Origin of the sequence: Nonomuraea sp. NPDC003560 (assembly GCF_042878785.1) — a bacterium.
GTDB lineage: Bacteria > Actinomycetota > Actinomycetes > Streptosporangiales > Streptosporangiaceae > Nonomuraea.
In genome coordinates this window covers 175,949-202,773 of the sequence record NZ_JBIAOF010000011.1, presented here as the reverse complement: position 1 = coordinate 202,773, position 26,825 = coordinate 175,949, and the positions used below count along the sequence as shown (strand labels likewise).

Sequence of the window (26,825 nt, the reverse complement as noted above, 5' to 3'; positions counted from 1 at the left end):
AAGCCTAGCGGCGATCACGGCGGAACACGAAGGACAGGCGGGCCCACCCGCGCGGCCTCGCGGCCGGCATGAGGCCGCGGGCGCGCAGCCAGGCGGCGAAGTCGTCGGCGTCGGCACGGTAACCGGGCGGCGGGACGGCACGGGCCGCCGCGTAGGCGGCGAACTCCGTCGCCAGGGCGGGCCCGGCGGCACGGGCGGCGTCCGGGCGGAGCCTGGCCACCACACTGCGCCGCTTGGCGAGCAGCGCGGACGCCTGCACGCGCAGCCGTCCGGCGTCGAAGCCGACCGGCGGATCCGCCCCGGCAACCAGGCACGCGACGACCCGCCCCTGCGCCTCCGCCAGCCGCGCCCGCGCCCCGTCACTCACCGCGTCCACACGCCGAGCCCGCGCCTCCTCACTCACCGCGTCCGCCCACGGTCTGCTCCACCGAGGACATGGCGGCTCGGATGCGGGTCAGCTCGCCGGCGAGCGCGGCGTCGCCCGGGTAGTCGTCGTCCCACTCCAGCAGCACCCCGGGCGGCCTGGTCCGGGCGCACAGCTCGGTCAGCAGGCCGAGGACCGCCGGCGGCACGGCGGCGGTGTGCGTGTCGTGCCAGATCCCGTGGTGCTCGTGCCCGCCGGCCACGTGCACGTACGCCAGGTGCTCCAGCGGCAGCGCGTCCAGCGCGGCCACGGCCGACAGCCCCAGGTTGACCTGGGCGGCGTACAGGTTGGCGACGTCCACCAGCAGCCCCACCCCGGTACGCTCCACGACCTCGGCCAGGAAGCGGGCCTCGGTCAGCTCGTCGTCCGGCCAGCCGAAGATCGCCGCCACGTTCTCCAGGGCCAGCGGCACGGGCAGCGCCTCCTGGGCCAGCCGCACGTTCTCCACGACGATCTCCAGCGACTCCCGCGTCCGCGGCACCGGAAGCAGGTGCCCCGCCTCCACGCCGCCCCCGCGGACGAACGCCAGGTGCTCGCTGACCAGCGGCGAGTCCAGGGCCCGCGCGCAGGCCGCGAGATGGGCGAGCCGGGCCGGGTCCGGCGGCTCGGCGCCGCCCACGCCCAGCGAGACGCCGTGCGGGATCACCGGCACGCCCCTGACCCGCAGCACGCGCAGCGACTCGGGCAGGTCGCCGGGGTCGATGTTCTCGGCCACCACCTCGACGAACCCGACGCCCGCCATCCGCTCGATCGTCAGGTCGAGCTCCGGCCGCCACCCGATGCCCACCCCGAGGTCCGACAGGTCCGGCAGGTCCGGCATGTCAGCTCCCCCCGCCGCCGCAGCCGCCCCCGCAGCCGCCGCCTCCGCAGCCGCTCCCGCCGCCGCACCCCGCCGTGCCGCAACCGCCCGCGCCGGCGCTGTGCGACTGGTCGCCGCCGCGCCGCCGCCTGGTGGCGACCGTACGGGCCGGGGAGCCGTCGAGCGCGAGGACGAGGTTGGCGTCGTTCAGCTCGCCGAGGCCGTACAGCGCGACGGCCACCGGGCCGCTGGAGGTGCCCGGCGGGTGGTCCAGCTTGGCCCGGTCGAGCGCGGCCTGCCCGGAAGCGGTGAGATCGGTGGGGAACGTGCGCCGGTGTCCGGCGATGGCGCTCGGCGCGCCCACGACCGTCCCGGCCAGGACGCCGAGCGCGGCCAGGGGAAGCGGCGACGTGCCCTCGACGGCCACCGACAGCGCCTCCACGGCCGCCCCGGCGATCGCCAGCACCGCCAGCACCCGTAACCGGACGATCAGCCGGTCCACCTGGGTGAAGGAGCCGGTGGGGTGAACCGCGCCGATCCTGCCCAGCCGGTACCTGAGGGCGTCCAGGGTCTCGCCCTGGCTCACGCGCTCCCTGATCGTGCTCGCCCACGCGCCGGGGTTGCGCTCGACCTCGTCCAGGACGGCGTCCTCGACCGGCTCGCCGGTGCTCCGGGCGCCGGCCACCCGGTGCACCCGTCCGTCGCGGGACACGCGTACGGCCCCTGACGCCGCCAGCAGCCCGACGGCGGTGTCGGCCACGCGCCTGGATCCGCCCGCCAGGAAGGCCAGCTCGTAGGGGCCGAGATCATGCGGCCGGGGCTCGACGGCGGCCCCCCGGATGGCGGCGTGCTCGCGCCGGACCGCCAGAACGGTGACCCCGGCCGCCACGGCCAGCGCCACCGCGAGGATGAGAAGGAACAGATCCATACGCCCTCCCCTCGTGCGGCCCGTCGGGCCGCGTACCGAGAAGACGTATAAGCAAGGCATAAAGGTTCCGGGCGATCAGATCGCCCCCGCGCGGTGCGGCGGCCAGCACCGCCGCACCGCGCGCGCCCGCTCAGCCGAGCCGGTCGAGCAGGGCGTCGTACTCGTCCCACAGCTCCTTCGGCAGGTGGTCGCCGAACTTCTCGAAGTGGGCCGGGATCAGGGCCGCCTCCTCGCGCCACACGTCGCGGTCGACCGACAGCAGCGTGCGCAGGTCCTCCTCGGACAGGTCGAGGCCGTCGGTGTCCAGCTCGGCGGGCAGCAGGCCGATCGCCGTGGGGTTCGCCTTGGCCTCGCCGTTGAGGCGGTCGACGATCCACTTGAGCACGCGGCTGTTCTCGCCGAAGCCGGGCCAGATGAACTTGCCCTCGTCGTTCTTCCTGAACCAGTTGACGTAGTAGATGCGCGGCAGCTTCGCGCCCTCGACCCGGCCGATGTCGAGCCAGTGGCCGAAGTAGTCGCCCATGTTGTAGCCGCAGAACGGCAGCATGGCGAACGGGTCGTAGCGCAGCTCGCCCACCTTGCCCTCGGCCGCGGCGGTCTTCTCGGAGGCGACGTTGGCTCCGAGAAAGACGCCGTGCTCCCAGCTCAGCGACTCCGTGACCAGAGGCACGGCGGTGGCGCGGCGGCCGCCGAAGAGAATCGCCGAGATGGGCACGCCCTTGGGGTCCTGCCACTCCGGTGCGATGGTCGGGCACTGGGAGGCGGGTGTGGTGAAGCGGGCGTTCGGGTGGGCGGCGGGCTCGTCGCTGTCGGGCGTCCAGGAGCGGCCCTTCCAGTCGGTCAGGTGCGCCGGGGGCTCCTCGGTGAGCCCCTCCCACCACACGTCCCCGTCGTCGGTCAGGGCGACGTTGGTGAAGATGCTGTTGCCCCAGAGGGTCTTGATGGCGTTGGCGTTGGTCACCTGGCCGGTGCCGGGCGCGACGCCGAAGAAGCCGGCCTCCGGGTTGATGGCGTACAGGCGGCCGTCGTCGCCGAAGCGCATCCAGGCGATGTCGTCGCCGATCGTCTCGACCTTCCAGCCCGGGATCGTGGGCTGGAGCATGGCCAGGTTCGTCTTGCCGCACGCGCTCGGGAAGGCGGCGGCGACGTAACGGGTCTCGCCGTCGGGCGGCGTGAGCTTGAGGATGAGCATGTGCTCGGCCAGCCAGCCCTCGTCGCGGGCCATGACGCTGGCGATGCGCAGCGCGTAGCACTTCTTCCCGAGCAGCGCGTTGCCGCCGTAGCCCGAGCCGTAGGACCAGATCTCGCGGGTCTCGGGGAAGTGGCTGATGTACTTGGTGGAGCTGCACGGCCAGGCCACGTCGGACTGGCCCGGCCGCAGCGGGGCGCCGACGGAGTGGACGGCCTTGACGAAGCCGCCGCGCTGCTCGATCAGGCGCAGCGCCCGGTCGCCCATGCGCGTCATGATCCGCATCGACACGGCCACGTACGCGGAGTCGGTGATCTCGACGCCGAGCTGCGAGATCTCGCCGCCGAGCGGGCCCATGCAGAACGGGACGACGTACATCGTGCGGCCGCGCATGCAGCCCGCGAAGAGCTCGGAGAAGGTCTGGCGCATCTGCGCTGGAGCGATCCAGTTGTTGGTCGGGCCCGCGTCCTCCTCGCGCTCCGAGCAGATGTAGGTACGGTCCTCCACCCGCGCGACGTCGCTGGGATCGGACTTGGCGTAGAAGCTGTTCGGGCGCGCGGCGAGCCGGGTGAGCGTGCCCTGCTCGACGAGGAGGTTGGTCAGGCGCGTCCACTCCTCCTCCGAGCCGTCGCACCACTCGATCCGGTCGGGCTGGGTCAGGGCTGCGATCTCGTTCACCCACGCGACCAATTCGCGATTGCTCGTCGGCGCGGGCACTTCCACGGAAACGGACACGACTGCGACTCCTCCACTCTCTCAGGGCCCAGTCATCATTAACGACGAAGGCGCATGAAAGCCAATTGGCATAGACCTGTTGGCGCGACCGTCGCCGCAGGCAGCGGCCCTGACGATCCGGGGAGCCTACCCAGGTCTCCGAGTTTTAAAAGAGGAATTTCGCGGGGCCGGTCCAGGCGAATTCGCGTGGTCTAAACCAATTACCGCAGTGGTTTAGTCCAATTTCCCGAGCCGTTTCCGCCGGTGTTCTCAGGAATTGACGTCGGGGCCCGCGTTGCGCACTCTGTCGACGTGCTGGAGCGCGTCGCGCAGCTCGGCCAGCCAGGTGTCGGTGTTCTTGCCGACCAGGCGCACGCACCAGGCGAGCGCGTCGCTGCGGCTCCTGGCCACCCCGGCGGCGACCAGCGTGTCGAGCACCTGACGCTCCGACTGACGCAGACGCGTCATCACGGGCACGGAGAGTGTGGTGAACATCACAGTCTCGCCCCCGCACCGCACGCCCCACGAGACCTTCTGGCGGAACCGGCGCTCCGCCTCGCGGGCGATCTCGATCCGCCGCTCGCGGGTCTCCTCACGGAACCGGCGGGCCAGCCCCTCGATGAGGGCGAGCCGCTCGGCCTCGGGCGTGTCGGCGGGCGGGTCGGGCAGCGTGCCGAGCACCGCGATCTCCTCGCGGTCACGGACGATCTCGGGGGCCCCGGTGAACCAGCCCTCGGGGAGCCGGCCGGTGAACCAGCCGCGGACCTGCGCGCTCATATCATCTGTTGACATGTAATCACGATTACACAGTTGCGCGCGAAATGCACGAGGCGAACCGCGGATCGTGCGAAGGTTCGTTCAGCGGACGCGGGCGGCCGCGACGGGGCTGACCCGGACGACGCCGGCCAGGTTCCGCGTGCTCAACGGGGAGATCTTGACGACGTCACCGGTGCGCGGCGCCTGCAGCACCTTCCCGTTGCCCCAGTAGATCGCCACGTGCGAGATGTAACCCGGATTCGTCGGGTCGTTGCGCCAGAAGATCAGATCGCCCGGTTGCGCCTGCGCCAGCGGCACCTGCGGCCCGGCCACCCACTGCTGGTGGGTCACCCGCGGCATCCGCACGCCCGCCTGCCCGTACGCCCACTGCACCAGCCCCGAGCAGTCGAACGTGTCGGGCCCCTCTGCCCCCCACACGTACGGCCGGCCCAGCTTGGACACCGCGGCCTTCAGCGCCGCCGTGAGCTGTTCCACGGTCATGAACGACCCGGACGGCCAGTTCTTCGGGGTGTCGGCCCTGGGCCGCGGCTGGACAGGGTTGACGGTGGCCACCTGCGTGCCCTTGGGCATCGCGGCCAGGATGGCCCGGCGCAGCGCGTCGGAGTTCGCGCCCGGGGCGCTGACGATGAGCGCGTTGTCGCGCGGGAGGCGCAGCCTGCGCCCGGTCTCCTTGGACACGACCGCGTCGACCGCGCCGAACCCGGTGGTGGCGTACGCGCCGATGCGCAGCGGCCCGGCCGGCCCGCTCACGCGGCTGTGCAGCGCCAGGCCGCCGTCGTTGCCCAGCACGAACGAGACCGCCACGTCGCCGGAGGCCACGTTCTGCCACAGGGCGTCCGACGACGCCGTCACCTTGGGGGTGTAGGCCCGGAACGTGGACGGGTTCACCGCGAGCGTCTGCACCCGCTTGCCGTCGAGCGAGATGGAGGCCGCGTCGGCCAGCTCAAGGGCCCGTACGCCGCGCAGCCTGGCCACCTTGCGCAGCAGCTCGTCGGTGAACGGCTTGCGGGTGAGCACGAAGAGGTTGGGCTTGCGCAGCTTGCCCAGCGGCGCCACGGGCTGGTCGGCCCGGGACTGGGCCATGAGCGTCTGCTTCGGCACCGGCCGCGCCCGCACCACCTCGACCGGCGCCTGCTCCTCCCCCGTCTGGACCAGCACCAGCACGTCGGTGGTGAGCACGGCCACCAGCATCACCACGATGAAGGGGATGAGCCTGGATAAGTCTCGCCGTTTCCGCGTCTTCACCAGGAAGCTGAGGTCCTGCGCGATTCCCGGCGAACGCGAAAACGCCGCCGGGCCGACGTGGGCCCGGCGGTCAGGATCTGCGGGGGTCAGTTGCCGATGTACGGCACAGCCTCGAGGATCTCGACGGTGTTCTGGCGGCCGTTGGGCATCGAGTACGTCGCCTTCTCACCGATCTTCTTGCCGTTGATCGCCGAACCGAGCGGCGACTTGGGCGAGTAGACGTCGATCGGCGCTCCGCTCTCCTCGCGGGAGGCGAGCAGGAAGGTGACCTCGTCGTCGTCGCCGACGAACCGGATCGTCACGGTCATGCCGGGGCCGACCACGCCCTCGGTCTTGGGGGCCTCTCCCACCTTGGCGTTGTCGAGGATCTGGCGGAGGTGGAAGATCCGGGCCTCCATCTTGCCCTGCTCGTCCTTGGCGGCGTGGTAGCCGCCGTTCTCCTTCAGGTCGCCCTCCTCACGGGCGGCCTCGATCTTCTTGGCGATGTCGACGCGCCCGGGGCCAGAGAGATATTCGTACTCCGCCTTCAGGCGGTCGTACGCCTCCTGCGTCAGCCATGTGACGTTCTCATCGCGAGAGTCGGCCACGGGTTCTCCTTGCTTGCCTAGGGGGCCCTGAGATCACTTGAGGATGTGGACGGTCGAATTGCGAAAGGCTAACAACTCAACCGCCCGGACGCTTCCCCAAATGTCTCACTATACGAGATTGCAGTACTGGATGTGGACGGAAGTGGCCTGACCACTGGTGTCGAGGCTCTCCTTGAGCTGCTTACTACCCTCACCAGCCGGGATTCTTACTTCCTTGCTACCGACTTCCGCGTGGTAGACGTCCAGTGCCCTGATCCGGCAGACGGCCACTCTATCGTCGGGCTTGTACACCTCGAAGGTGATCTCCGCGCGCCCGGGCGCGTCGATGCTGAACGAGACGACCTGCGCCGGGGCCTCCGAGCCGCCGCCGGCCGTCATCGACCACATCACCCATCCCCAGCCGCCCGCGACGATGGCCACCAGCACGCCGATCACGACATGCACGACCAGCCGGCCGCCTCTCTTCGGACGGTCGGGGAAGTCGTCGGGTGTGCCGAGAACGGGTCCGTTCCCGACATCTTCGGTGACCATGGCGGAATCTCCCTGCACTCCCTGAGCGTTATCCGAGACAATTGTCGCCCGCGGGGGGCGTGCCCTCGCGACCGCCCAGCAGAAACTAACCTCTCTGGACGAGTGACCGGTCCTCCACCGAGGAGACCCTGTGAGGAGAACGCGCCCGTGAGTGCACCCCTGAGGTTGATGGCAGTCCACGCCCACCCCGACGACGAGTCGAGCAAGGGCGCCGCCACGATGGCGCGTTACGTGCGCGAAGGCGTGGAAGTGCTGGTCTGTACCCTCACGGGCGGTGAGCGGGGTTCCGTGCTCAACCCGAAGATGGACCGGCCCGAGATCGTGGCCAACATCGGCGAGGTGCGCCGGGCGGAGATGGAGCGGGCCCGCGAGATCCTCGGGGTCCAGCAGCGTTTCATGGGCTTTGTCGACTCCGGCCTGCCGGAGAGCGAGGAGGAGGAGCTGCCCGAGGGCTGCTTCGCGCTGCAGAAGCTTGAGGACGCCTCGGCCCCGCTGGTGGCCGCCGTGCGCGAGTTCCGCCCGCACGTGATCATCACCTACGACGACGACGGCGGCTACCCGCACCCCGACCACATCATGACCAACAAGGTCTCCGTCGAGGCGTTCGAGGCGGCCGGCGACCCCGACCGCTACCCCGGCACCGGCGACCCGTGGCAGCCGATGAAGCTCTACTACCAGATGGGCTTCACCAAGGAGCGCTTCGAGGCGCTGCACGAGGCCATGACCGAGCGCGGGCTCGGCTCCCCGTACTCCGACTGGATCTCCCGCTGGGAGGACCGGCCGGCCAAGTGGCCCGTGACGACGCGGGTGCCGTGCGGCGAGTACTTCCAGATCCGCGACGAGGCGCTGCTCGCGCACGCCACCCAGGTCGACCCCGACGGCTTCTGGTTCGTCTGCCCGCGCGAGCTGCAGCAGGAGATCTGGCCGACCGAGGACTACCACCTGGCGCGCTCGCTCGTCGACACCGAGCTGCCCGAGGACGACCTGTTCGCCGGCATCCACGCCGAGGACGTCTCACCCGCCTGCCACTGACCGGACCACGGCATACGGGTGGCAGACTGAAGGTGTGACAGTTCTCGCAGCTGGTGATGTCAGTCCGGGTCTGCTCGGCTTCACCGTCGTCGCCCTCATCGGGCTGGCCCTCTACATCCTCATCAAGTCGATGAACAAGCAGATGTCGAAGATCCAGGTTCCGCACGAGGGCGACACGGACAAGAAAGCCGAATAGATGCCGATCGAAGTAGTCGACAACTCGACGGAGTGCCGCTTCGAGGTCCTCGTCGACGGCAAGGTCGCCGGGTTCGCCGACTATCGACTGCTGCCCACGAAAGTCGTCTTCACGCACACCGAGGTGCTGCCCGCCTACGAGGGCCAGGGCCTGGCGAGCAGGCTCGTGGAGTACGCGCTGCGCACGAGCGTCGACACCGGGCTGCGCATCGTGCCGCTGTGCCCGTACGTGGCCCGCTACATCGAGCGTCACCCCGAGTTCAAGGAGTACAGCGACCCGTCAGTCGCGGGGTGACCAGGCGCGTTCCAGGGCCTTGGGCAGGCCCCACCAGCCGAGCGGGGTCAGCACCTCGTCGGCGTCCACGATGCCCAGGTAGGTCCACAGGCTGACCACCGAGGCGAACAGGCCCTCGGTGGCGTCGAGGTCGTCGTCGTCCTGCTCCCCCGACTCGATGTCGTCGGACTCGGCGATGAGCCTGGCCAGGCGTTCCGGCGAGGCCAGCACCCCGGGCCCCATGCGGGCCAGCGCCGCCACCGCGGCCAGCCAGTCGGCGTGCTGGATCGCGCACAGGTTGGCCAGGGCGGTGTCCTCGTGGCCGAGCTCCCCCTCCAGGTCGGCGAACTCCTCCGGCACGTCGTCGGCCTCGGACAGGTCGGAGATCGGCCCGGCCACGCCCGCCGCCACCGCCAGCCACAACTCCCGGTCGTCGTCCGGCATCGGCCGGTCGTCGAACCCGGCGCAGGCGCGCAGCACGTTCGCGGGGTAGCCGGGCAGGTCCAGCAGCACGCGCAGGCGCGCGGCGGCCAGCTCCAGCTCGACCAGCGGCAGCTCGGGCGCCTTGGGCAGCTCGCCGACGATGCGGCGCAGCTCCGACAGCGCGAACGCCTCCTCCTCGTCGAGGGCGGCGAACAGCTCCTCGTCCTGCTCGTCGCTGACCGCGAAGCCGGGCACCCGGCCGTCGGGCAGCGGCGTGGCCAGCCAGTGCTCCTGGAGCTCCTCGTACGCCCGGCGGGCGGCGTGGTCGCCCTGGGCCAGCGCGTCCGGGTCGATCTCCCCGGCGGCGACGCGCTCCTCCAGGAAGGAGACCATGCGCCCGAACATCTCGGCCGCGACCGGGCCGCGCTCGTCCTCCTCGGGCCAGACGAAGTAGCTGGGCGTCATGAGGATCGGCTCGGTGCCGGTGGACTCGACCCAGCGCTGCACGTCGCCGACGGTGGCCACGCCCGCCTCGATCGAGCTGAGCGTGGCCTTGGCGGAGTCCCAGAACGGCTGCGAGAGCGGGTTGCCCGCCGACACCATGGCCCGCCGCAGATCGGGCAGCGCCACCAGCGCCACGCCCGAGGGCACGGCCAGCAGCGCGCGGGCGACGTCCCTGCGCGTGACGGCGGCCGGCGGGCGGCCGGCGTGGGCGCAGACGTAGTCGATGTCCACGCCCGTAACCTACGCCGTCCGCCCCGCCCGAGTCAGCCGCGGGGGTGGCGGGCCTGCCCCGGGGGCGCGGTTTAGGGTGAGCGAGGGAGGTCCTGATGAACCGGTTGAACGACGCCACGAGCCCCTACCTGCTGCAGCACGCGGGCAATCCCGTCGACTGGCACCCGTGGGGCGACGAGGCGTTCGCCGAGGCCCGGCGCCGGGACGTGCCGCTGCTGATCAGCGTGGGCTACTCGGCGTGCCACTGGTGCCACGTGATGGCCCACGAGAGCTTCGAGGACGCCGACACGGCCGCCCTCATGAACGAGCACTTCGTCAACGTCAAGGTCGACCGCGAGGAGCGGCCCGACGTCGACGCCGTCTACATGACCGCCACCCAGGCCATGACCCAGCAGGGCGGCTGGCCGATGACGGTGTTCGCCACGCCCGACGGCCACCCGTTCTACTGCGGCACGTACTTCCCGCGTCCCCACTTCCGGCGGCTGCTGGCCGAGATCCACCGGGTGTGGACCGGCGACCGGGAGTCGGTGCTGGCGCAGGGCGCCAAGGTGGTCGAGGCGCTCAACCAGAACACCGCGTTCCCGCGTGGCGCCACTCCGGAGGCGGAGACGCTGGAGCGGGCCGTCGCCAACCTGCGCGAGTCGTTCGACCCGGTCGACGGCGGCTTCGGCGGCGCGCCGAAGTTCCCGCCGTCGATGGTCCTGGAGTTCCTGCTGCGCTCCGGCGAGCGCGAGATGAGCGGCCGGACGCTCGAAGCCATGGCCCGCGGCGGCATCTACGACCAGCTCGGCGGCGGTTTCGCGCGGTACAGCGTCGACGCCGGGTGGGTGGTCCCGCACTTCGAGAAGATGCTCTACGACAACGCCCTGCTGCTGCGGGTGTACACCCACTGGTGGAAGGCGGGCGGCGGCGACCTGGCCCGCCGGGTGGCGCTGGAGACGGCCGGCTGGATGCTGCGCGAGCTGCGCACGCCCGAGGGCGGCCTCGCCTCGGCCCTCGACGCCGACAGCGAGGGCGTGGAGGGCAAGTTCTACGTCTGGACGCCCGAGGAGCTGCGCGAGGTCCTGGGGGACGACGACGGCCGCTGGGCCACCGGCCTGTTCGACGTCACCGGCACGTTCGAGCACGGCACGTCGGTGCTCCAGCTCCCGCGCGACCCCGAGGACCCGGTGCGGTACGCCGGCGTGCGCGGCAGGCTGCTGGCGGCCAGGGAGCTGCGGGTGCGGCCGGGCCGCGACGACAAGGTCGTGGCCTCCTGGAACGGCCTGGCCGTCGCGGCGCTCGCGGAGGCCGGCGTGGTGTTCGAGCGTCCCGACCTGGTCGAGGCCGCCACGGCGGCGGCCGAGCTGCTCGCGGACGTGCACACGAGCGGCGGGCGGCTGCTGCGCACCTCCCGCGACGGGCGCGCGGGCGCCAACGCGGGCGTGCTGGAGGACTACGCGAACGTGGCCGAGGGTCTGATCTCGCTCTACGGCGTGACCGGCGCGACGAGATGGCTCCGGCTGGCCGGGACGCTGCTCGACACGGTCCTCGACCGCTTCTCCGACGGCTCCGGCGGCTTCTACGACACCGCTGACGACGCCGAACGGCTGTTCCAGCGTCCACAGGACCCCACCGACAACGCCACGCCCTCCGGCCAGTACGCGGCCGCGGGGGCCCTGCTGTCCTACGGCGCGCTGACCGGCTCGGCCCGGCACCGGGAGGCCGCCGCGGCCGCGCTCGCCACGGTGTCGGTGCTGGCCGACCGGCACGCCAGGTTCGCCGGCTGGGGGCTGGCCGTGGCCCGCGCGGCGCTCGACGGGCCCGTGGAGGTGGCGGTCGTCGGCAGCCCCGCCGACCCGCGTACGGCCGCCCTGCACCGGGAGGCGCTGCTGGCCGACGTGCCGGGCCTGGTGGTCGCGCCCGGCGACGGCGAGGCCGGCGGCGAGCCGTTCCCCGCGCTGCTGGAGGGGCGCGGGCCCGTCGACGGCGCGCCGGCCGCCTACGTGTGCAGGGGGTTCGCCTGCCGGCTGCCGGTCACCACGGTGGAGGAGCTGCGGGCCGAGCTAGCCGGTGCCTGACGGCCGGCCGAGGTTGTCGCGCTGGGTGTCGCGGCTCTCGTCCGGGGGCCCCAGAGGCTGGTCGGAGGGCGCCGTGGGCGCGTCCTGGGGGCGTTCGTCCTGCCGGTCGCGGCCGGTCCTGCCGTTGTCGCCGGAGCCGTCGTCGGTGGGCGCCTCGGTGACCGTCGGGTCGCCGAACGGCTGCTGATCGGTGGGGCCGGAGTCGGGGTTGCCCCACTCGTTCTGGTCGGCGGGCGGCGTCGACTGCTGGTCGCGGACGTCGCGGCCGCGGTCGGGCGGCGAGTAGGAGGACTCGTAGCCGTACTGGGAGGGCTCGGGGAACTCCTCGACGGGCTCGCCGGCCATGGCCTCGGTCATGAACGCCCGCCAGATCTGCGCCGGGAGCTGGCCGCCGAACTGCGTGCCGTAGCCGGGGATGGTGACGGTCTCGTCGTCGCTGCGGAACATGTTCACGGCGACGGCGAGCTGCGGGACGAACCCGTTGAACCAGACGTTCTTGGAGTCGTCGGTGGTGCCGGTCTTGCCGGCCACCGGACGGTCGTAGAGGCGCGCGGCGGTGCCGGTGCCGTACTTGACGACCTGCTGCATCGCGTAGACGGTGTCGGCGGCGGCCTGCTCCCCCACCACCTTCGTGGCGACGGGCTTGACCGTCTTCTTCTCGCCCTTGCCGTCGGTGACCGACTTCACCACGTGGGCCTCCATGTGCACGCCCTTGTTGGCGAAGGTGGAGAAGCCCGAGGCGTTCTGGACGGCGCTGACCGAGGACACGCCGAGCGGGAAGGTCGCGTACGCCTGCTGCCCCTGCAACTGCTCCTTGGGGATGCCCGCGGCCTCGGCGACCTCCGCGACCTTGTTCAGGCCGACCTTCTGGCCGAGGTCGACGAAGGCCGTGTTGACGGAGTTCTGGGTGGCGCTGACCAGGTTGATCTGGCCGTAGGAGCGGCCGCTGTCGTTGGGGATGGGCTTGTCGGCCGAGGCCACGCGCAGCGGCGAGTTGCCGTTGACCCTGGTGGACAGGTCGAAGCCGTTGTCGAGCGCGGCGGCCAGCGTGTACGGCTTGAACGTCGACCCCGCCATCCGCTTGGCCGAGAACGCGTTGTCGTAGTCGCCGACCTGGTCGTGGCGGCCGCCGTAGAAGGCGACGACCTCGCCGGTGGCCGGATCGACGGCGGCCAGCCCGGTGCGCACCTTCTTCGGCGTCGAGGCCGGGAGCACGTCCTTGACCGCCTGCTCGGCCGCCGTCATGAGCTTCTTGTCGAACGTCGTGACGATCTTCAGGCCGCCGCTGTTGATGGTCTCGTCGGAGTAGCCGCGCCGGTTGAGCTCGGCGGTGACCTGGTCGAGCATGTACTGGCCCTGGCCCTTGAGCTCGAACGGCTTCTTGGGCGCCTTGAGCACCGGGAAACGCTCGGCGGCGGCCTGCTGGCGCGACAGCGCGCCCGTCTGGCCCATGGCGTTGATCACGGCCTGCCAGCGGGAGCGGGCCGCGTCGAGGTCGGCGCCCTCGGGGTCGGCGAACCGGCTGGGCTGCTGGATGACCGCCGCCAGGTACGCGCCCTCGGCGACGGTGAGCTTGTCGACGTCCTTGCCGAAGTAGGCGCGCGCGGCCGACTGGACGCCGTTGGCGCCGCGGCCGAAGTAGATCGTGTTGAGGTACTGCTCCAGGACCCAGTCCTTCGACTTGGACTGGTCGACCTTCATCGCGATGAGGATCTCTTTGAACTTGCGGGTGACCGAGCGCTCCTGGCTGAGGCCGCTGTAGTAGTTGCGCACGAGCTGCTGGGTGATCGTGGAGCCGCCCTGGAGCTGTTGCCCGGTGACGGTGGACCAGACGGCCCGCGCGGTGCCCTTGAGCGAGACGCCGCCGTCGTTGTAGAACGAGCGGTTCTCGGCGGCGATGACCGCGTCGCGCACGTGCTTGGGCACCTTGGCCAGCTCGACGTTCCGGCGGTCGACGCCCTGCCGGGCGAGCACCGTCTTGCCGTCGCGGTAATAGATCACCGAGCCTTCGGCGGTGGCCGATTTCTGCGTGCTGTCGGGAATGGGAGTCATCGCCCACGCAATGGCGAAAAGACCGGCAAGCACGGCGATTCCGGCGCCGAAAGAGATCAACACTATTCGGAGTACGCGCCGTTTCCGCATGCCTTTTCCACCACCGCCCCGCATCCGAGACCCCCCTCTGAGACACCCTCGCCCAACCCCCGCAAGCTGGGCGAATGTCAAGGGTAAACGATCGATAACGGTGCCTCGTCCCTAAGCGATGGTACGTCTAGCGCCCGCCGCGGCGCGGAACATCGGCGACCAAAGGCAGCACTCGGTAAGGAACCGGGGTGTCGAGTGCGATGATCGAAGAAGTCCTGAGCACCCCCTGAACATCCACGATTTGGTCGATGACCCTTTGCAGGTCGGCATTCGTCCGCGCGACCACCCGGCACAGCAGGTCCGCGCCGCCGGTGATGGTGTGCACCTCCAGCACCTCGGGGATGTGGGCCAGCCGGTGGGCGACCGGGTCGTGCCCGGAGACCTGCCTGATCTCCATGGTGACGAACGCCGTCACGTCGTAGCCGAGCGCCACGGGCGACACGTCGGGCCCGAACCCGGTGATCACGCCCCTGGCCACCAGCCGGTCGAGCCTGGCCTGGACGGTCCCGCGGGCGACGCCGAGGCGGCGTGAGCACTCCAGCACGCCCAGCCGGGGCTCGGCGGTCAGCAGCGAGATCAGCCGGGCGTCCAGTTCGTCGATCGTCATGCTGTACAAGTTCTCCGACTCTGACCCGAGATGGGTGGACAGATTGTGCACTCGTTCAAGTAACTGTTGCACAACTCGTCCAGCTAAATCGAGAGTTAGGGGTATGACTGATGTCTTTCCGGTTAACGGCATGGACGCCGTGGTGTTCGCCGTGGGCAACGCCCGGCAGGCCGCCCACTACTACTCGACCGCTTTCGGCATGCGACTGGTGGCCTACCGCGGGCCGGAGAACGGCAGCCGCGACGAAGTCGCCTACGTCCTGACCTCGGGCAGCGCCACCTTCGAGTTCAGGGCCTCGATCCGGCCCGGCACGGACATGGCCAGGCACGTCGCCGAGCACGGTGACGGCGTGGTCGACCTGGCCATCCAGGTGCCCGACGTGGAGGCCGGGTACGCCTACGCGGTCGCCCACGGGGCCACCGGCCTGGTGGAGCCGTACACGCTGGAGGACGAGCACGGCAAGGTGGTGCTCGCGGCCATCGCCACCTACGGCGAGACCCGGCACACGCTCGTGGACAGGTCCAACTACGGCGGCGCGTACCTGCCCGGTTACGTGCCGGCCGAGCCGCTCGTCGCGCCGCCCGCGACGAAGACCGGACGCCTGTTCCAGGCGGTCGACCACTGCGTCGGCAACGTCGAGCTCGGCAAGATGGACGAGTGGGTGGAGTTCTACCGCAAGGTGATGGGCTTCACGAACATGGCCGAGTTCGTCGGCGACGACATCGCGACCGAGTACTCGGCGCTGATGTCCAAGGTCGTGGCCGACGGCACCCGGAAGGTCAAGTTCCCGCTGAACGAGCCGGCGATCAGCCGCAAGAAGTCGCAGATCGACGAGTACCTGGAGTTCTACGGCGGGCCGGGCGTGCAGCACATCGCCCTGGCCACCAACGACATCCTCACCACCGTCGACCACATGCGCGCGGCGGGCGTGCAGTTCCTCGACACGCCGGACTCCTACTACGACGACCCCGAGCTGCGCGAGCGCATCGGGCAGGTCAGGGCGCCGATCGAGGAGCTGAAGAAGCGCAAGATCCTGGTCGACCGCGACGAGGACGGCTACCTGCTGCAGATCTTCACGCAGCCGGTCCAGGACCGTCCCACGGTCTTCTTCGAGCTGATCGAGCGGCACGGGTCGCTCGGCTTCGGCAAGGGCAACTTCAAGGCCCTGTTCGAGGCGATCGAGCGCGAGCAGGAACGCAGGGGCAACCTTTAGTTTGTCCCGACTTAGTGGGGGTGATCTGGATTTTATGGGACCACCACCACATTCTGGGCTGATGAGGCGCCGGCGGCGGGGAGCCGCCGGCGCCTCCGGCTCTTCCCCCTCCACGGTGACGAGTCGTCGGGACCGCGTGACCCAGCGTAAGATTCCGGTCACGGGCTGAAGGGGGCTGGTTCACCTTGCGGATCAGGAGACGCGGCGCGGCCGTGCTGGTGGCGCTGATCAGCGTGCTCGCGTGCGCGCCCACCGACGAGCCGCCGCCCCGCTCGGCAGCCGGCCGCCACACGGGCGCCCCGGGCATCGGCGACCCCGACTTCCCGCAGGACGGCAACGGCGGCTACGACGTCGCCCACTACTCGCTGACCGTCGACTACACCCCGGCGACCAAGCGGCTCACCGGCCTGACGAAGATCCGCGCCAAGGCCACCCAGGACCTGTCGAGCTTCAACCTCGACCTCACCGGCCTCGACGTCGCCAAGGTCAGCGTCGACGGCTCGCCCGCGCGTTTCTCCCGCAAGGACGGCGAGCTGACCGTGACCCCGGCCGCGCGGCTCGACGCCGGCTCGCCGTTCACCGCCGAGATCTCCTACTCCGGCAGCCCCACGCCCGCCAAGGACACCGCCAACCTGGGCACGTACGGGTTCATCCCCACCGCCGACGGCGCGTTCGTGGCCTCCGAGCCCAACGGCTCCAAGACCTGGTTCCCCAGCAACGACCACCCGGCCGACAAGGCCACGTTCGACTTCACGGTCACCGTGCCCGCCGGCCTGACCGTCGTGGCCAACGGCGAGCAGAGCGCGTCCCCGTCCACCGCGGGCGGCCGCACCACCTACCGGTGGAGCGAGCGGCACCCGATGGCCACCTACCTCGCCACGGCCACGATCGGCAAGTTCGAGGTGCGTCAGGGCCGTTCGCCGGGCGGCATCCCGACGTACGCGGCCGTCGATCCGAAGTTCAGGACCGGCCTCGACCGCGTCTACAACGTCTCGGGCGAGATCACCGACTACTGGAGCACGGTCTTCGGCGCCTACCCGTTCTCCTCGACCGGCGCCATCGTCGACGACTACTCGGCCGGCTACGCCCTGGAGAACCAGACCAAGCCCCTCTACGGCGGCTTCGACCCCGACGAGGGCATCATCGCCCACGAGCTGGCCCACCAGTGGTTCGGCGACAGCCTGACCATCAAGCGGTGGAAGGACCTGTGGCTCAACGAGGGCTTCGCGACGTACGCCGAGTGGCTGTGGTCGGAGCACCGGGGCAAGAAGACCGCCGACACCATCTTCAAGGACTTCTACAACCGCGGCGCCAAAGACCCGATGTGGTCCTACCCGCCGGGCCGGGCCAAGCCCGGTGACCTGTTCAACGAGTCGGTCTACACCCGCGGCGGCATGGCGCTGCACGCCCTGCGCAAAGCGGTCGGCGACCCGACGTTCTTCAAGCTGCTCAAGACCTGGACCGCCGAACACCGCTACGGCAACGTCACCACGCGGCAGTTCGTCGACCTGTCCGAGCGGCTGTCCGGCAAGGACCTCGACCCGCTCTTCGACGCCTGGCTCTTCCAGCCGCGCCGCCCCACCCTCGCCTGACCTGCGCCGAAACGCTTTCCTTCGCCCGGTCCAAGTACAGGTGTAAGGGCGAACGACGAAGGGAGCGAGGCCAGTGCGCCTCAACGAGGACCCGGCGGCCTTCGAGGCCTTCTACCGCCGCCATGTCGACGTCGTCATGAGGTTCGTGGTCCGGCGGGTGAGCGATCCCCACCTGGCCGCCGACCTGACGGCCGACGTCTTCCTGGCGGCCCTCGACTCGGCCCACACCTACGTGCCGGGCCGGGGCAGCCAGACCGCGTGGTTGTACGGCGTGGCCCGCAACGTGGTGTCGGCCCAGCTCCGCAGGTCGGCCAGGGAAGCGCGGGCGGCCGGCCGGATCGCGGGGCGGCGCCTGATGGACGACGACGACCTCGTCCGGATGGAGGAGCGGATCGACGCCGAGCGCGGGATGCGCGGCGCCCTGGAGGCCACGGCGGGCCTGCCGGAGGGCGAACGCGCGGTGCTGGAGCTCGTGGCGATCGACCAGCTCACCGTCTCCGAGGCGGCCGCCGCCCTCGGCATCAGGCAGGTGACCGCGCGGGTCCGCCTGCACCGGGCCAGACGCGCCCTGGAGAACGTCGCTTCGCCGTCGGCCGTGTACGTGGAGGGACAGGCATGAACACTTTCGAGGAGCGGTTGCTCGGCGCGCTCAAGGCGGAGATGGCGGCCGGGACGCGGCCCGTCACGGCTCCGGTCGTCCGGCGGCCCCGGCGCAGGATCGTGGGGCTGGCCGCCGCGGCTGCGGGGGTCGCCGTGGTCGCCGCGGTGACGGCCACCGGCCTGTTCGGCGCGGGGCCCGCGTACGCGGTGACCGGCACGGCCGACGGCGGGGTCGCGGTGGAGATCAACGCCTTCCGGGACCCCGGCGGGCTGGCGGCCGAGCTGGCGGCGGCGGGGGTCGAGGCGGTGGTGGACTACCTGCCGTACGGCCAGACCTGCAAGGAGCCGCGGGGGCGTCAGGGGGGCGGCCAGGGGCGCTTCGAGGCGAGCATCGGCAGGAGCGGCGACGGGATCTCTTTCCGGATCGCGAAGGGCCAGGTCCCGGCGGGGCGGACCTTGGTGCTGGCGGTCACCCTGGACAGGAGCGGGCCCGAGGCTCCTCCGGTGTCCACCTCGCTGCAGGTCGTCCAGGGGGCGGTGGCCCGGTGCGAACCGGTCGCGATGCCCGTCCCGCCGCCGGGCGACCGGAACGACGACCGTTCCGGCACCCGTACGGACACGGGCGGCGACGAGGGCTTCAGCGAGCACACCAGGCAGGGCTGACCTCCGGCGAGGGCGGCCCGGACAGGAACCCGGGCGGGTCGCGGCCTGCGCACCCTCGGCTCGCGCCCGCCCGGCGCCCATCCCGCGAGTCGCGGGGGTCAGTCGCGGGTGGAGGGCCAGTAGGCGTCGCCGGCCAGGAGGAGGGCGGCGGCGCCTACCAGGCCGGCCTCCTGGCCGAGGGCGGCGGGCACGACCTTGAGGCGGCGGGCGAAACCCATGCGGGCGTGGTCCCGCAGCGCCTCCTCCAGGGGGCCGAACAGCGGTTCGCCGGCCTGCGACAGCCCGCCGCCGATCGTGACCAGGTCCAGGTCGCACAGGTGGGTGGCGGAGGCGATCGCGATCCCGAGCGCCCGTCCGGCCCGCCGCATCGCCAGCACCGCCATGGGGTCGCCGGCGAGCGCGTCGGCCGCCAGCGCCCGCCCGGTGACCGCCCGATCCTCCAGGTACGCCTCAGGACCCTCGGACGCCTCCACGGGCTCGGAGACGGCGGCAGGGGTCCAGCCCTGGGTGAGGGCCCAGGTGGTGAGGGCGGGGCCGCGGGCGATCGCTTCCAGGCAGCCGTGGCCGCCGCAGCCGCAGCGGGGGCCGCCGTCCGGTTCGACCACGACGTGACCGATGTGGCCGGCGTTGCCCGTGCCGCCGTTGACCAGGCGTCCGCCCAGGATCAGGCCGCCGCCGACGCCGGTGGAGACCACCATGCCCAGCATGTCGGCGCTGCCCTGGCCGGCGCCCTGCCAGTGTTCGGCGACGGCCAGGCAGATGGCGTCGTTGTGCAGGCGTACCGGTAAGCCGGGGAACCGGCCGGCCAGCCGGGCGCGCAGCGGGAAGCCGCGCCAGCCGGGGATGTTGAGCGGCGAGACCTCGCCGTCGGGCCAGGTCATCGGCCCGCCGCAGCCCACGCCCACCCCTTCGGCGCGTGCCGACAGGGGGTCGATGAGGGTCGTGAGGATGTGCCACAGCGTCTCGGCGTCGGCGTTCTGGGGGGTGGCGGCGCGCCGGGACGTGATCACGGCGCCGTCGGGGGCCACCAGCCCGGCGGCCATCTTGGTGCCGCCGACGTCGATCGCCAGGATCACGACAGCTCCGGCTCCGCGGCGCTGGAGAAGACCAGCACGGACGCCGTGAGCCCGTGCACGTGGTTGTGCCCGCCGACCGGCCCGACCTCGCCCGCGGCGAAGAAGCCCGCGACGCCGATCGGTCCCAGCGTGTCGCGCAGGGCGACCGGGTCGTGGTCTGCGGTGCCGAACATCGCCGAGCCCCGGCCGTTGCACGAGAACAGCAACGCGCCGTCGACCTTGCCGAGCTCCTCGCGGTGGGCGTCGAGCAGGTCGTACAGGTCCTCGTCGGCGGTGGCCGCGTCCCTGACCTGGAAGCGCACGGTACGGCCGATCTCCACGATGTCCCCGATGGCCACGGCCTCGCGTTCGGGGTCGATGCCGATGACCCCCCGGATGAGGAAGTCACCGCGTTCGTGACGTTCGGCGTACTCGTCCATGGCCACGCCGATCTGCAGGCCGGCGGCGACCAGTTCGCGGTCGTCCTCGTCCAGCTCGCTGACGATGTCCTCCAGCCGGGCCAGCGCGGGCTGACCGGCCAGTTCGAGCAGCAGGTTCTCCTCCGAGGCCGTGACCACCATGCTGGGGCCGATCGGGCGGCAGCCCTGGCTGACCACCGTACTGATCTTGATGGGCCCGCTGAGCAGGACGCCGATCGCGCCCTCGGTGTAGATCTTGCCGTCCGCGAACAGCCGTACGGACCCTCTGCCCTGCAGCCCGTTGGCCAGGCCGCCGATCAGCGGCAGGTCGCCGAGCACGTCGACCGAACGCTCCACGAACGCGTCGGTCGGGAAGGTGTACGGGTCGGCCAGCAGGATCGCCACGTGGTCGTCGCCGGTGCGCTCGGGCAGCCCGACGACCACGAACCGGTCCTCGGCCGCCAGCGTCTCCAGGGCGAACGTGGTGAGCCTGGCCCCCTCCAGGGTGGCCGCCCACGCGCTCACCGCGGGCGTCAGCTCGACCCCCTGCCCGTCGCCGATCACCCCGGTGGCGCTGCATCCGATCACGTGCGCCTCGGGCGCCAGCTTCATCGCGGCCTGGCCTGCTCTCGCGACGTCCTCGGGGTCCTCGCCGCAGATGAAGAAGCAGACCAGGTCGGCTTGGCCGCTGAGCCTCGACAGTGCCTGACCGACGGCGCTCTCCGCGGCCTCCACCAGGTCGGAACCCACGGCGAGGCCGTCGGCGAAGCGGCTTGTCATCAAGGCCACGCGTCTCGCCTCCCTCGACATGTGCATGTTCCCTAGGGCCGATTCTCCCCACTAAAGGGACAAGCACGCGTACGAACCGTCACGCAATAGGTCAAGATCCGAAATCTCCGCCAGATGCGAAACTCTCTGCCGCATTTCTCGCGGGGGACGTAGTCTCGATCCCGTGCATCAGCCACGTATTCTCCGCGAGTTGCGGGAGAGCGGCCACGTTCATCGCAGCGTCAAGGCCGAGGTCCGGGAAAACCTGCTGGCCAGGCTGCGGGCCGGCGAGCCCCGGTTCCCCGGCATAGTGGGCTTCGACGACTCCGTCCTGCCACACCTGGAGCGGGCGCTGCTCGCCGGGCACGACCTGGTCCTGCTCGGTGAGCGAGGGCAGGGCAAGACGCGGCTCATCCGCACGATCACCGGCCTGCTCGACGAGTGGACCCCGGTGGTCGAGGGCTGCGAGATCAACGACCATCCGTACGCACCCGCCTGCACGCGCTGCAAGACCCTGGCGCGCGAGCTGGGCGACGAGCTGCCGGTGGCGTGGAAGCACCGCGACGAGCGTTACGGCGAGAAGCTCGCCACTCCCGACACCTCCGTCGGCGACCTCATCGGCGACGTCGACCCCATCAAGATCGCAGAGGGGCGCACCCTCGGCGACCCCGAGACCGTCCACTACGGCCTGGTCCCCCGCACCAACCGCGGCGTGTTCTCCGTCAACGAGCTGCCCGACCTGGCCGAGCGCATCCAGGTCTCGCTGCTCAACGTGCTGGAGGAACGTGACATCCAGGTGCGCGGCTACAACCTGCGCCTGCCCCTCGACATCCTGCTCATCGCCAGCGCCAACCCCGAGGACTACACCAACAGGGGCCGCATCATCACGCCGCTGAAGGACCGCTTCGGCGCCGAGATCCGCACCCACTACCCGCTCACGGTCGAGGACGAGATCACCCTCATCCGCCAGGAGTCGGTGCCCGACATCGGGGCCGACGTGCCGGAGCACCTGATCGAGGTGATCGCCAGGTTCACCCGGCTGGTCCGCGAGTCCACGGCCGTCGACGCCCGTTCCGGCGTGTCGGCGCGCTTCTCGATCGCCGCCGCCGAGACCGCCGCGGCCTCCGCCGTGCGCAGATCCGCGATCAAGGGCGAGGACCAGGCCGTCACGCGCGTCTGCGACCTGGCCTGCGTCGTGCACAGCCTGCGCGGCAAGGTGGAGTTCGAGGTCAGCGAGGAGGGCAGGGAGACCGAGATCCTGGCCCACCTGCTGCGCCGGGCCACGGCCGAGACGTTCAGGAACAGGCTGGGCGGCATGGACCTGGCCCCGGTGACCGACAAGTTCGCCGAGGGCAACCAGGTGGAGTCCGGCGACATGGTGGCCGCGGCCGAGCTGCTGCACCGGATCGGTCCGGTCAGCGGCCTGGCCAAGATCATGTCGAGGCTCGGCATGGGCGCCGGCGAGGAGTCCCCCGGGCACGCCGCGGCGGCCCTGGAGTTCGCGCTGGAAGGTCTCTACCTGATGCGGCGGCTGTCAAAGGAAGACCTCGACGGGGTCACGATCTACAGGACGTGAACAATCGGGCGGTTTCCCGCGTCGTAGTGTTTGGTTGATCACGACTCCGGGGGGAACCGCCCATGCGCCTGCTCATCCATGCCACCGCCGTCGGCCTCGTCCTGGGCGGCCTCGCGCTTCCCGCGCAGGCGGCCCCCGCCAGGGCAGCCGCCAAGACCGCCTACGGCTACGCCTGGGCCGACGGCAAGGGCAGCCTGCGGATCGTGCCCATGAAGCCCGCCAAGGTGCGGCGCGGCGGCAACGTGCTCTACAAGCTGACCGCGATCCCGGGGGCCGAAGAGCTCAGGCTCGACTACACCCGCGCCGCCTACAGCCGGGTGACGACGGCCTGCGACCTGAAGGAGACCGAGGGCCGGGTCGCGCTGGACCGCGACGGCCTGGGCCGGACGTCGTGCAAGCCCGCCCAGCTCACCGTCGGGCTCCGGGAGGGCGCGGTCCCGCTGCGGGTCGAGTACGAGGGCGGCAAGGCCGTGAAGGCCCAGGAGTTCCTGCTGAACGCCTGGCCGGAGCCGGTCACCGCGCGCGGCTCGGTCAAGCGCGTCGACGACGCGACGGTCCTGTTCAGCACCGGCGGCAAGCAGCTCAAGCTGGGCTACACGTACCTGACGTCCTTCTACCGGGCCACCGCCCGCTGCGGCGACCGCTGGGTGTCCGGGAAGCCGGCCGGCGTCGACAAGCGCGGGCTCGGCACGCTGCCCTGCGAGTCGGCCGATCTGACCAAGGCGCTCAAGGGGGCCGGGCGCGCGGTGCAGGTGCAGGTGAGTTATACGCCCGACGCGAACAGCGCGGTCGAGGTGTGGGAAGTGGCCAGGCGTCCGTAGACGGGCGGGGGCGGGTTGGGGTTAGCGTGGAAGCGTGATGGCCTTCCGCTACGGCGAATACCACGACGGCCCCGACCCCCTGGCCCCTCCTTACGACGTACGCGCGGCCCTCGACGAGATGGGCGACGCGATCCTGTCCGGTTCGACGCCGGTCCACGCGCTGCGCGACCTGCTCAAGCGCGGGCTGCCCGGCAGCCAGGACCGGCGGGGGCTCGACGACATGCTCAAGGAGGTCCGCAGGCGGCGCAGGGACCTGCGCGAGCGCGGGCGGCTCGACGGCACCCTCGAACGCGCGCGGGCATTGCTGGACAAGGCGATCGGGCAGGAGCGGGCCGAGCTGTTCCCCGACCCGTCCGACGACGCGCGGCTGCGCGAGGCCGGGCTCGACGGGCTGCCGGAGGACACCGCGAGCGCCATCCAGGAGCTGAGCACGTACGAGTGGCGTTCGGCGGCGGCCCGCCAGACGTTCGAGGAGCTGCGCGACCTGCTGCGGCGCGAGGTGCTCGACAGCCAGTTCAGAGGGCTCCGCGACGCCCTGGCCAACCCCGACCCCGAGGCCATGGCCCGCGTCCGGCAGATGATGTCCGATCTGAACGACATGCTGGACAGGGACACCCGGGGCGAGCACACCCAAGAAGACTTTGACGCCTTTATGGCGAAATATGGCGACTTGTTCCCAGAAACGCCCCGAAACCTTGAGGAGCTTGTCGACATCCTGGCCCGGCGGGCCGCCGCCACCCAGCGCATGCTGGCCTCAATGACCCCCCGCCAGCGCGAGGAGCTGTCCAACCTCATCAATCAGACCCTCGACCAGGCCGGCCTGTCCGACCAGATGCGCCGCCTCGGCGAGGCCCTGCACGCCCGCCGCCCCGACCTGGCCTGGAACGCCCCCGAGCGCCTGACCGGCGAGGAGCCCCTGGCCATGGGCGACGCCGTCACCGCGCTGGAGGAGCTGGCCGACCTCACTCAGCTGGAGACCGCCCTGCGCCAGGACTACCCGGGCGCGCGGCTCGACGACATCGACGAGGCCGCCGTACGCCGCGCGCTGGGCCGGGCGGCGGTCGACGACCTGGAGGCGCTCAAGCGCATCGAACGCGAGCTGGAGGAGCAGGGCTACCTGCTGCGCCGCCGCGGCAAGCTGGAGCTGACCCCGAAAGCGGTCCGGCGGCTCGGCGAGACCGCGCTGCGGCGCGTGTTCTCCTCCCTCGACGCGGGCCGGCGCGGCGACCACGACCAGCATGACGCGGGCTCGGCCGGTGAGCTCACCGGCTCCACCCGTCCTTGGCGCTTCGGCGACGAGCAGCCGATCGACGTCGTCCGTACGCTGGTCAACGGCGTGCGCAGCGGCGGCGTGGCGACCGCCCCGCAGGACGGGCGGGCCCGGGTGCGGCTGTCCGTCGACGACTTCGAGGTCTCCGAGACCGAACGCCGCAGCGCGGCGGCGGTGTGCCTGCTGGTCGACCTGTCGTACTCGATGGCCCTGCGCGGCACGTGGGCCGCGGCCAAGCAGACGGCGCTGGCTCTCCAGGCGCTGGTGGCCTCCAAGTTCCCGCAGGACGCCGTGCAGATCATCGGCTTCTCCAACTACGCCAGGGTCCTGCAGCCCGACGAGCTGGCCGGCCTCGACTGGGACATGGTCCAGGGCACCAACCTCCACCACGCCCTCCTGATCGCCGGCCGCCACCTCGACCGCCACCCCGACTTCGAGCCGGTGGTGCTGGTGGTCACCGACGGCGAGCCGACCGCCCACCTCATGCGCAACGGCAGGTCGGCCTTCGAGTGGCCGCCGTCGCACGAGACGCTGGAGCTGACGCTGGCCGAGGTGGACAAGATGACGCGACGGCGGGCGACGATCAACGTCTTCATGCTGGCGGCCGACGACCGGCTGAAGGAGTTCGTGGACGAGGTGGCCCGCAGGAACGGCGGCCGGGTGTTCTCACCGAGCGCCGACCGGCTCGGCGAATACGTCGTCAGCGACTTCCTCCGCCTCCGCCGCTCCCGCTGATTCGTGCAAGATGCGGCCGAACAACGTCAAACAGAAGGGGCTCCGGCCGACGACATCGACCGCAGATGTTCTCGCGGTACGCACCTCCGGAATACGGCCCCGCGGCAGGAACACCTTCTCCGACGCATGACCGAGAAGGAGGCAGGTGACCTCCGGGGGGCGGGGGGCGGGAGACCACCGGCGAGGGGATTCGGGGGAGCTTGGCTCCCCCGAGGAAGCAGGGCCCGGAGCCCTTCGGCGCGCAGCGCCCCTGGAGCGGAGGCCCTTGCCTTTGGGGCTCTGGGGCTTTGGGGCTTTGGGGCTTGTCCGGGGGGTTTGTCAGGCTTCGATCAGGCGGGCGTAGAAGTCGAGGGCCACGTCGAACCCGTCGCGGCAGTTGCGGTGCGACCGGTAACAGGGCCGCCAGGCCGAGCTGGCCCCCACGCCGGCCCGCGCGTCCACCAGAGCCGACGGCACGCGTTCCGGCCGGGGCAGCAGCCCGTGGCCCAGGTAGCGGACGCCGGTCAGCTCGGTGTGCGCGCCCGCCCCGCCGGAGACGAAGCGGCCGAGCCGCCAGCCGCTCTCCTCGTCCCACACCAGCGCGTGGCCGTCGGTCAGCTTGACCGTTGCGTGCCGCGGATCGCACGGGCCTTCCCACCAGTCGGCCACCTCGGCTCCGAGCAGGTCGACGACGCGCTCCACATAGCCCGCCGGCTGCTGCAGCCACTCGTCGGTGTACGGCTCGACATGCCTGATGGCCACGGACGGCACCCCCTTGTGCCCTGAAGGTAAGAAAAAAGCGACGGTGACCAACCATACCCGTGGCGAACTTATTCCGTTGCACGTCCGTCTAGTCATTACGGACGATATTTACGTCGGACACGGGGAAGGAGGAGAGCCCATGATTGCCACGATCCTGCTGATCACCCTGATGGCCGTAGCGGTGGCCGCCACGGAGCTCATCATGCGTTGCTCCTCGCAGGTTAAAGAGAGTGTCGAGCCGCCGACCGAGATCGTCGGGGACTAGTCTCAGGCGCATGTCCCTGCTTCTCTGGCTGCACATCGGCTTCGCCATCTTCACGATCGGCCCGCTGACCGCCGCGACGATGGCGGCTCCGCGGGCCATCCGCACGAACAACGTGCCCGTCCTGCGGAACATCCAGCGCACCACGAGGATCTACAGCCTGGCCAGCCTGGGTGTGCTGGTGTTCGGCGTGGCCCTGGGCGTCGTCGTCGGGAACGGCGTGCTCGGCCTGTGGTACATGACGGCGTCGATGACGCTGTTCATCGTGGCGATCGTGTTGCTGGTCATCATCGACCGCGACCTGCGCACCGCCCTCCGCGCGCTCGAAAGCGAGAACGCGGAGGACGACGCGAAGGTGCAGACCGGACGGGTCGCCGCGATCAGCGGCCTGCTGGCCGTGATCTGGCTGGTGATCCTCTTCCTGATGGTCGTCCCGACGCCGTGATGG

General features: G+C 71.1%; 27 protein-coding genes. 13 read left to right on the top strand and 14 right to left on the bottom strand.

Annotated features, from left to right (window positions below; all coding sequences use genetic code 11):
- Positions 1–4: 4 nt before the first annotated feature.
- The 8 genes from ACFYUV_RS36500 to ACFYUV_RS36465 form a co-directional block, all read right to left on the bottom strand.
- Positions 5–376: a hypothetical protein gene (locus ACFYUV_RS36500; protein WP_387677060.1), complete on the bottom strand. Its 372-nt coding sequence runs from the start codon at positions 374–376 to the stop codon at positions 5–7.
- A 19-nt stretch (positions 377–395) separates the two neighbouring features.
- Positions 396–1,244 (bottom strand): DUF692 family multinuclear iron-containing protein, encoded by an 849-nt coding sequence (locus tag ACFYUV_RS36495; protein WP_387677057.1) that lies wholly within the window; start codon positions 1,242–1,244, stop codon positions 396–398.
- 1 nt (position 1,245) lies between these two features.
- Entirely contained in the window at positions 1,246–2,151 is a 906-nt protein-coding gene (locus ACFYUV_RS36490) for a TIGR04222 domain-containing membrane protein (RefSeq protein ID WP_387677055.1), read from the bottom strand.
- Between the two features lie 130 nt (positions 2,152–2,281).
- Positions 2,282–4,075 carry a phosphoenolpyruvate carboxykinase (GTP) gene (locus ACFYUV_RS36485; protein ID WP_387677052.1) on the bottom strand — a complete coding sequence of 598 codons (1,794 nt, stop codon included), beginning with the start codon at positions 4,073–4,075 and terminating at the stop codon, positions 2,282–2,284.
- Between the two features lie 249 nt (positions 4,076–4,324).
- Entirely contained in the window at positions 4,325–4,846 is a 522-nt protein-coding gene (locus ACFYUV_RS36480; RefSeq protein ID WP_352352974.1) for a hypothetical protein, read from the bottom strand.
- 66 nt (positions 4,847–4,912) lie between these two features.
- Positions 4,913–6,022 carry a C40 family peptidase gene (locus tag ACFYUV_RS36475; RefSeq protein WP_387677474.1) on the bottom strand — a complete coding sequence of 370 codons (1,110 nt, stop codon included), beginning with the start codon at positions 6,020–6,022 and terminating at the stop codon, positions 4,913–4,915.
- A 140-nt stretch (positions 6,023–6,162) separates the two neighbouring features.
- Entirely contained in the window at positions 6,163–6,663 is a 501-nt protein-coding gene (gene greA, locus ACFYUV_RS36470) for a transcription elongation factor GreA (protein WP_352323258.1), read from the bottom strand.
- 108 nt (positions 6,664–6,771) lie between these two features.
- Positions 6,772–7,194: a DUF4307 domain-containing protein gene (locus ACFYUV_RS36465; RefSeq protein ID WP_357974645.1), complete on the bottom strand. Its 423-nt coding sequence runs from the start codon at positions 7,192–7,194 to the stop codon at positions 6,772–6,774.
- A gap of 147 nt (positions 7,195–7,341) precedes the next feature.
- On the opposite strand from ACFYUV_RS36465, the gene mca reads away from it, so the two are divergent.
- The 3 genes from mca to ACFYUV_RS36450 are packed head-to-tail and all read left to right on the top strand — an operon-like array spanning position 7,342 to position 8,716.
- Positions 7,342–8,226: a mycothiol conjugate amidase Mca gene (gene mca, locus ACFYUV_RS36460; RefSeq protein ID WP_352323256.1), complete on the top strand. Its 885-nt coding sequence runs from the start codon at positions 7,342–7,344 to the stop codon at positions 8,224–8,226.
- A gap of 34 nt (positions 8,227–8,260) precedes the next feature.
- Positions 8,261–8,422: a hypothetical protein gene (locus tag ACFYUV_RS36455; protein ID WP_352323255.1), complete on the top strand. Its 162-nt coding sequence runs from the start codon at positions 8,261–8,263 to the stop codon at positions 8,420–8,422.
- Entirely contained in the window at positions 8,423–8,716 is a 294-nt protein-coding gene (locus ACFYUV_RS36450; protein ID WP_352323254.1) for a GNAT family N-acetyltransferase, read from the top strand.
- Here ACFYUV_RS36450 and ACFYUV_RS36445 read toward each other — a convergent pair.
- Positions 8,702–9,853 carry a hypothetical protein gene (locus ACFYUV_RS36445; RefSeq protein WP_387677048.1) on the bottom strand — a complete coding sequence of 384 codons (1,152 nt, stop codon included), beginning with the start codon at positions 9,851–9,853 and terminating at the stop codon, positions 8,702–8,704. The genes ACFYUV_RS36450 and ACFYUV_RS36445 overlap by 15 nt on opposite strands.
- Before the next feature lie 95 nt (positions 9,854–9,948).
- Here ACFYUV_RS36445 and ACFYUV_RS36440 point away from each other — a divergent pair, with 95 nt between their 5' ends.
- On the top strand, positions 9,949–11,913 hold the full coding sequence (locus ACFYUV_RS36440) for a thioredoxin domain-containing protein (RefSeq protein WP_387677045.1): 1,965 nt from the start codon (positions 9,949–9,951) through the stop codon (positions 11,911–11,913).
- Here the strand turns inward: ACFYUV_RS36440 and ACFYUV_RS36435 are convergent.
- Complete coding sequence (locus ACFYUV_RS36435) at positions 11,899–13,965, bottom strand: transglycosylase domain-containing protein (RefSeq protein ID WP_387677042.1); 2,067 nt, start codon at positions 13,963–13,965, stop codon at positions 11,899–11,901. The genes ACFYUV_RS36440 and ACFYUV_RS36435 overlap by 15 nt on opposite strands.
- Before the next feature lie 217 nt (positions 13,966–14,182).
- On the bottom strand, positions 14,183–14,662 hold the full coding sequence (locus ACFYUV_RS36430) for an Lrp/AsnC family transcriptional regulator (protein WP_352323250.1): 480 nt from the start codon (positions 14,660–14,662) through the stop codon (positions 14,183–14,185).
- 103 nt (positions 14,663–14,765) lie between these two features.
- Here ACFYUV_RS36430 and hppD point away from each other — a divergent pair, with 103 nt between their 5' ends.
- The 4 genes from hppD to ACFYUV_RS36410 all read left to right on the top strand — a co-directional run bounded on the left by hppD (position 14,766) and on the right by ACFYUV_RS36410 (position 18,730).
- Positions 14,766–15,875 carry a 4-hydroxyphenylpyruvate dioxygenase gene (gene hppD / locus ACFYUV_RS36425; RefSeq protein ID WP_387677039.1) on the top strand — a complete coding sequence of 370 codons (1,110 nt, stop codon included), beginning with the start codon at positions 14,766–14,768 and terminating at the stop codon, positions 15,873–15,875.
- Positions 15,876–16,060: 185 nt separating this feature from the next.
- Positions 16,061–17,467, top strand: coding sequence for a M1 family metallopeptidase (locus ACFYUV_RS36420; protein ID WP_387677036.1), 1,407 nt, complete (start codon positions 16,061–16,063; stop codon positions 17,465–17,467).
- 73 nt (positions 17,468–17,540) lie between these two features.
- Positions 17,541–18,086, top strand: coding sequence for an RNA polymerase sigma factor (locus tag ACFYUV_RS36415; protein ID WP_387677033.1), 546 nt, complete (start codon positions 17,541–17,543; stop codon positions 18,084–18,086).
- Positions 18,083–18,730 carry a hypothetical protein gene (locus ACFYUV_RS36410; RefSeq protein ID WP_387677030.1) on the top strand — a complete coding sequence of 216 codons (648 nt, stop codon included), beginning with the start codon at positions 18,083–18,085 and terminating at the stop codon, positions 18,728–18,730. The genes ACFYUV_RS36415 and ACFYUV_RS36410 overlap by 4 nt, the downstream gene beginning before the upstream one ends.
- 98 nt (positions 18,731–18,828) lie before the next feature.
- On the opposite strand, the gene ACFYUV_RS36405 is transcribed toward ACFYUV_RS36410, so the two are convergent.
- Positions 18,829–19,806 carry an ROK family protein gene (locus ACFYUV_RS36405; protein ID WP_387677027.1) on the bottom strand — a complete coding sequence of 326 codons (978 nt, stop codon included), beginning with the start codon at positions 19,804–19,806 and terminating at the stop codon, positions 18,829–18,831.
- On the bottom strand, positions 19,803–20,984 hold the full coding sequence (locus tag ACFYUV_RS36400) for an FIST N-terminal domain-containing protein (RefSeq protein ID WP_352353142.1): 1,182 nt from the start codon (positions 20,982–20,984) through the stop codon (positions 19,803–19,805). Before ACFYUV_RS36400 ends, ACFYUV_RS36405 begins: the two co-directional genes overlap by 4 nt.
- A 172-nt stretch (positions 20,985–21,156) precedes the next feature.
- Between ACFYUV_RS36400 and ACFYUV_RS36395 the strand changes: the two genes are divergently transcribed.
- The 3 genes from ACFYUV_RS36395 (at position 21,157) to ACFYUV_RS36385 (ending at position 25,374) form a co-directional block, all read left to right on the top strand.
- On the top strand, positions 21,157–22,548 hold the full coding sequence (locus ACFYUV_RS36395) for a sigma 54-interacting transcriptional regulator (protein WP_387677024.1): 1,392 nt from the start codon (positions 21,157–21,159) through the stop codon (positions 22,546–22,548).
- 62 nt (positions 22,549–22,610) lie between these two features.
- Positions 22,611–23,369: a hypothetical protein gene (locus ACFYUV_RS36390; protein ID WP_387677021.1), complete on the top strand. Its 759-nt coding sequence runs from the start codon at positions 22,611–22,613 to the stop codon at positions 23,367–23,369.
- Positions 23,370–23,406: 37 nt separating this feature from the next.
- Entirely contained in the window at positions 23,407–25,374 is a 1,968-nt protein-coding gene (locus tag ACFYUV_RS36385; protein ID WP_357974915.1) for a hypothetical protein, read from the top strand.
- A 318-nt stretch (positions 25,375–25,692) separates the two neighbouring features.
- On the opposite strand, the gene ACFYUV_RS36380 is transcribed toward ACFYUV_RS36385, so the two are convergent.
- Positions 25,693–26,115, bottom strand: coding sequence for a DUF6292 family protein (locus tag ACFYUV_RS36380; RefSeq protein WP_364337729.1), 423 nt, complete (start codon positions 26,113–26,115; stop codon positions 25,693–25,695).
- 139 nt (positions 26,116–26,254) lie between these two features.
- Here ACFYUV_RS36380 and ACFYUV_RS36375 point away from each other — a divergent pair, with 139 nt between their 5' ends.
- The gene (locus tag ACFYUV_RS36375) at positions 26,255–26,380 is read left to right on the top strand and encodes a hypothetical protein (protein ID WP_352326121.1); all 126 of its coding nucleotides are present in this window, start codon (positions 26,255–26,257) and stop codon (positions 26,378–26,380) included.
- Between the two features lie 10 nt (positions 26,381–26,390).
- The gene (locus tag ACFYUV_RS36370) at positions 26,391–26,822 is read left to right on the top strand and encodes a DUF2269 family protein (protein ID WP_364392534.1); all 432 of its coding nucleotides are present in this window, start codon (positions 26,391–26,393) and stop codon (positions 26,820–26,822) included.
- Positions 26,823–26,825: the final 3 nt, after the last annotated feature.

Excerpts from the sequence above, each read along its gene's own strand:
- ACFYUV_RS36495 (WP_387677057.1), bottom strand. The coding sequence starts at position 1,244 with ATGCCGGACCTGCCGGACCTGTCGGACCTCGGGGTGGGCATCGGGTGG.
- ACFYUV_RS36490 (WP_387677055.1), bottom strand. The coding sequence starts at position 2,151 with ATGGATCTGTTCCTTCTCATCCTCGCGGTGGCGCTGGCCGTGGCGGCC.
- ACFYUV_RS36480 (WP_352352974.1), bottom strand. The coding sequence starts at position 4,846 with ATGTCAACAGATGATATGAGCGCGCAGGTCCGCGGCTGGTTCACCGGC.
- ACFYUV_RS36475 (WP_387677474.1), bottom strand. The coding sequence starts at position 6,022 with ATGCTGGTGGCCGTGCTCACCACCGACGTGCTGGTGCTGGTCCAGACG.
- ACFYUV_RS36465 (WP_357974645.1), bottom strand. The coding sequence starts at position 7,194 with ATGGTCACCGAAGATGTCGGGAACGGACCCGTTCTCGGCACACCCGAC.
- ACFYUV_RS36450 (WP_352323254.1), top strand. The coding sequence starts at position 8,423 with ATGCCGATCGAAGTAGTCGACAACTCGACGGAGTGCCGCTTCGAGGTC.
- ACFYUV_RS36440 (WP_387677045.1), top strand. The coding sequence starts at position 9,949 with ATGAACCGGTTGAACGACGCCACGAGCCCCTACCTGCTGCAGCACGCG.
- ACFYUV_RS36435 (WP_387677042.1), bottom strand. The coding sequence starts at position 13,965 with ATGACTCCCATTCCCGACAGCACGCAGAAATCGGCCACCGCCGAAGGC.
- ACFYUV_RS36430 (WP_352323250.1), bottom strand. The coding sequence starts at position 14,662 with ATGACGATCGACGAACTGGACGCCCGGCTGATCTCGCTGCTGACCGCC.
- hppD (WP_387677039.1), top strand. The coding sequence starts at position 14,766 with ATGACTGATGTCTTTCCGGTTAACGGCATGGACGCCGTGGTGTTCGCC.
- ACFYUV_RS36410 (WP_387677030.1), top strand. The coding sequence starts at position 18,083 with ATGAACACTTTCGAGGAGCGGTTGCTCGGCGCGCTCAAGGCGGAGATG.
- ACFYUV_RS36400 (WP_352353142.1), bottom strand. The coding sequence starts at position 20,984 with ATGACAAGCCGCTTCGCCGACGGCCTCGCCGTGGGTTCCGACCTGGTG.
- ACFYUV_RS36390 (WP_387677021.1), top strand. The coding sequence starts at position 22,611 with ATGCGCCTGCTCATCCATGCCACCGCCGTCGGCCTCGTCCTGGGCGGC.
- ACFYUV_RS36385 (WP_357974915.1), top strand. The coding sequence starts at position 23,407 with ATGGCCTTCCGCTACGGCGAATACCACGACGGCCCCGACCCCCTGGCC.
- ACFYUV_RS36375 (WP_352326121.1), top strand. The coding sequence starts at position 26,255 with ATGATTGCCACGATCCTGCTGATCACCCTGATGGCCGTAGCGGTGGCC.
- ACFYUV_RS36370 (WP_364392534.1), top strand. The coding sequence starts at position 26,391 with ATGTCCCTGCTTCTCTGGCTGCACATCGGCTTCGCCATCTTCACGATC.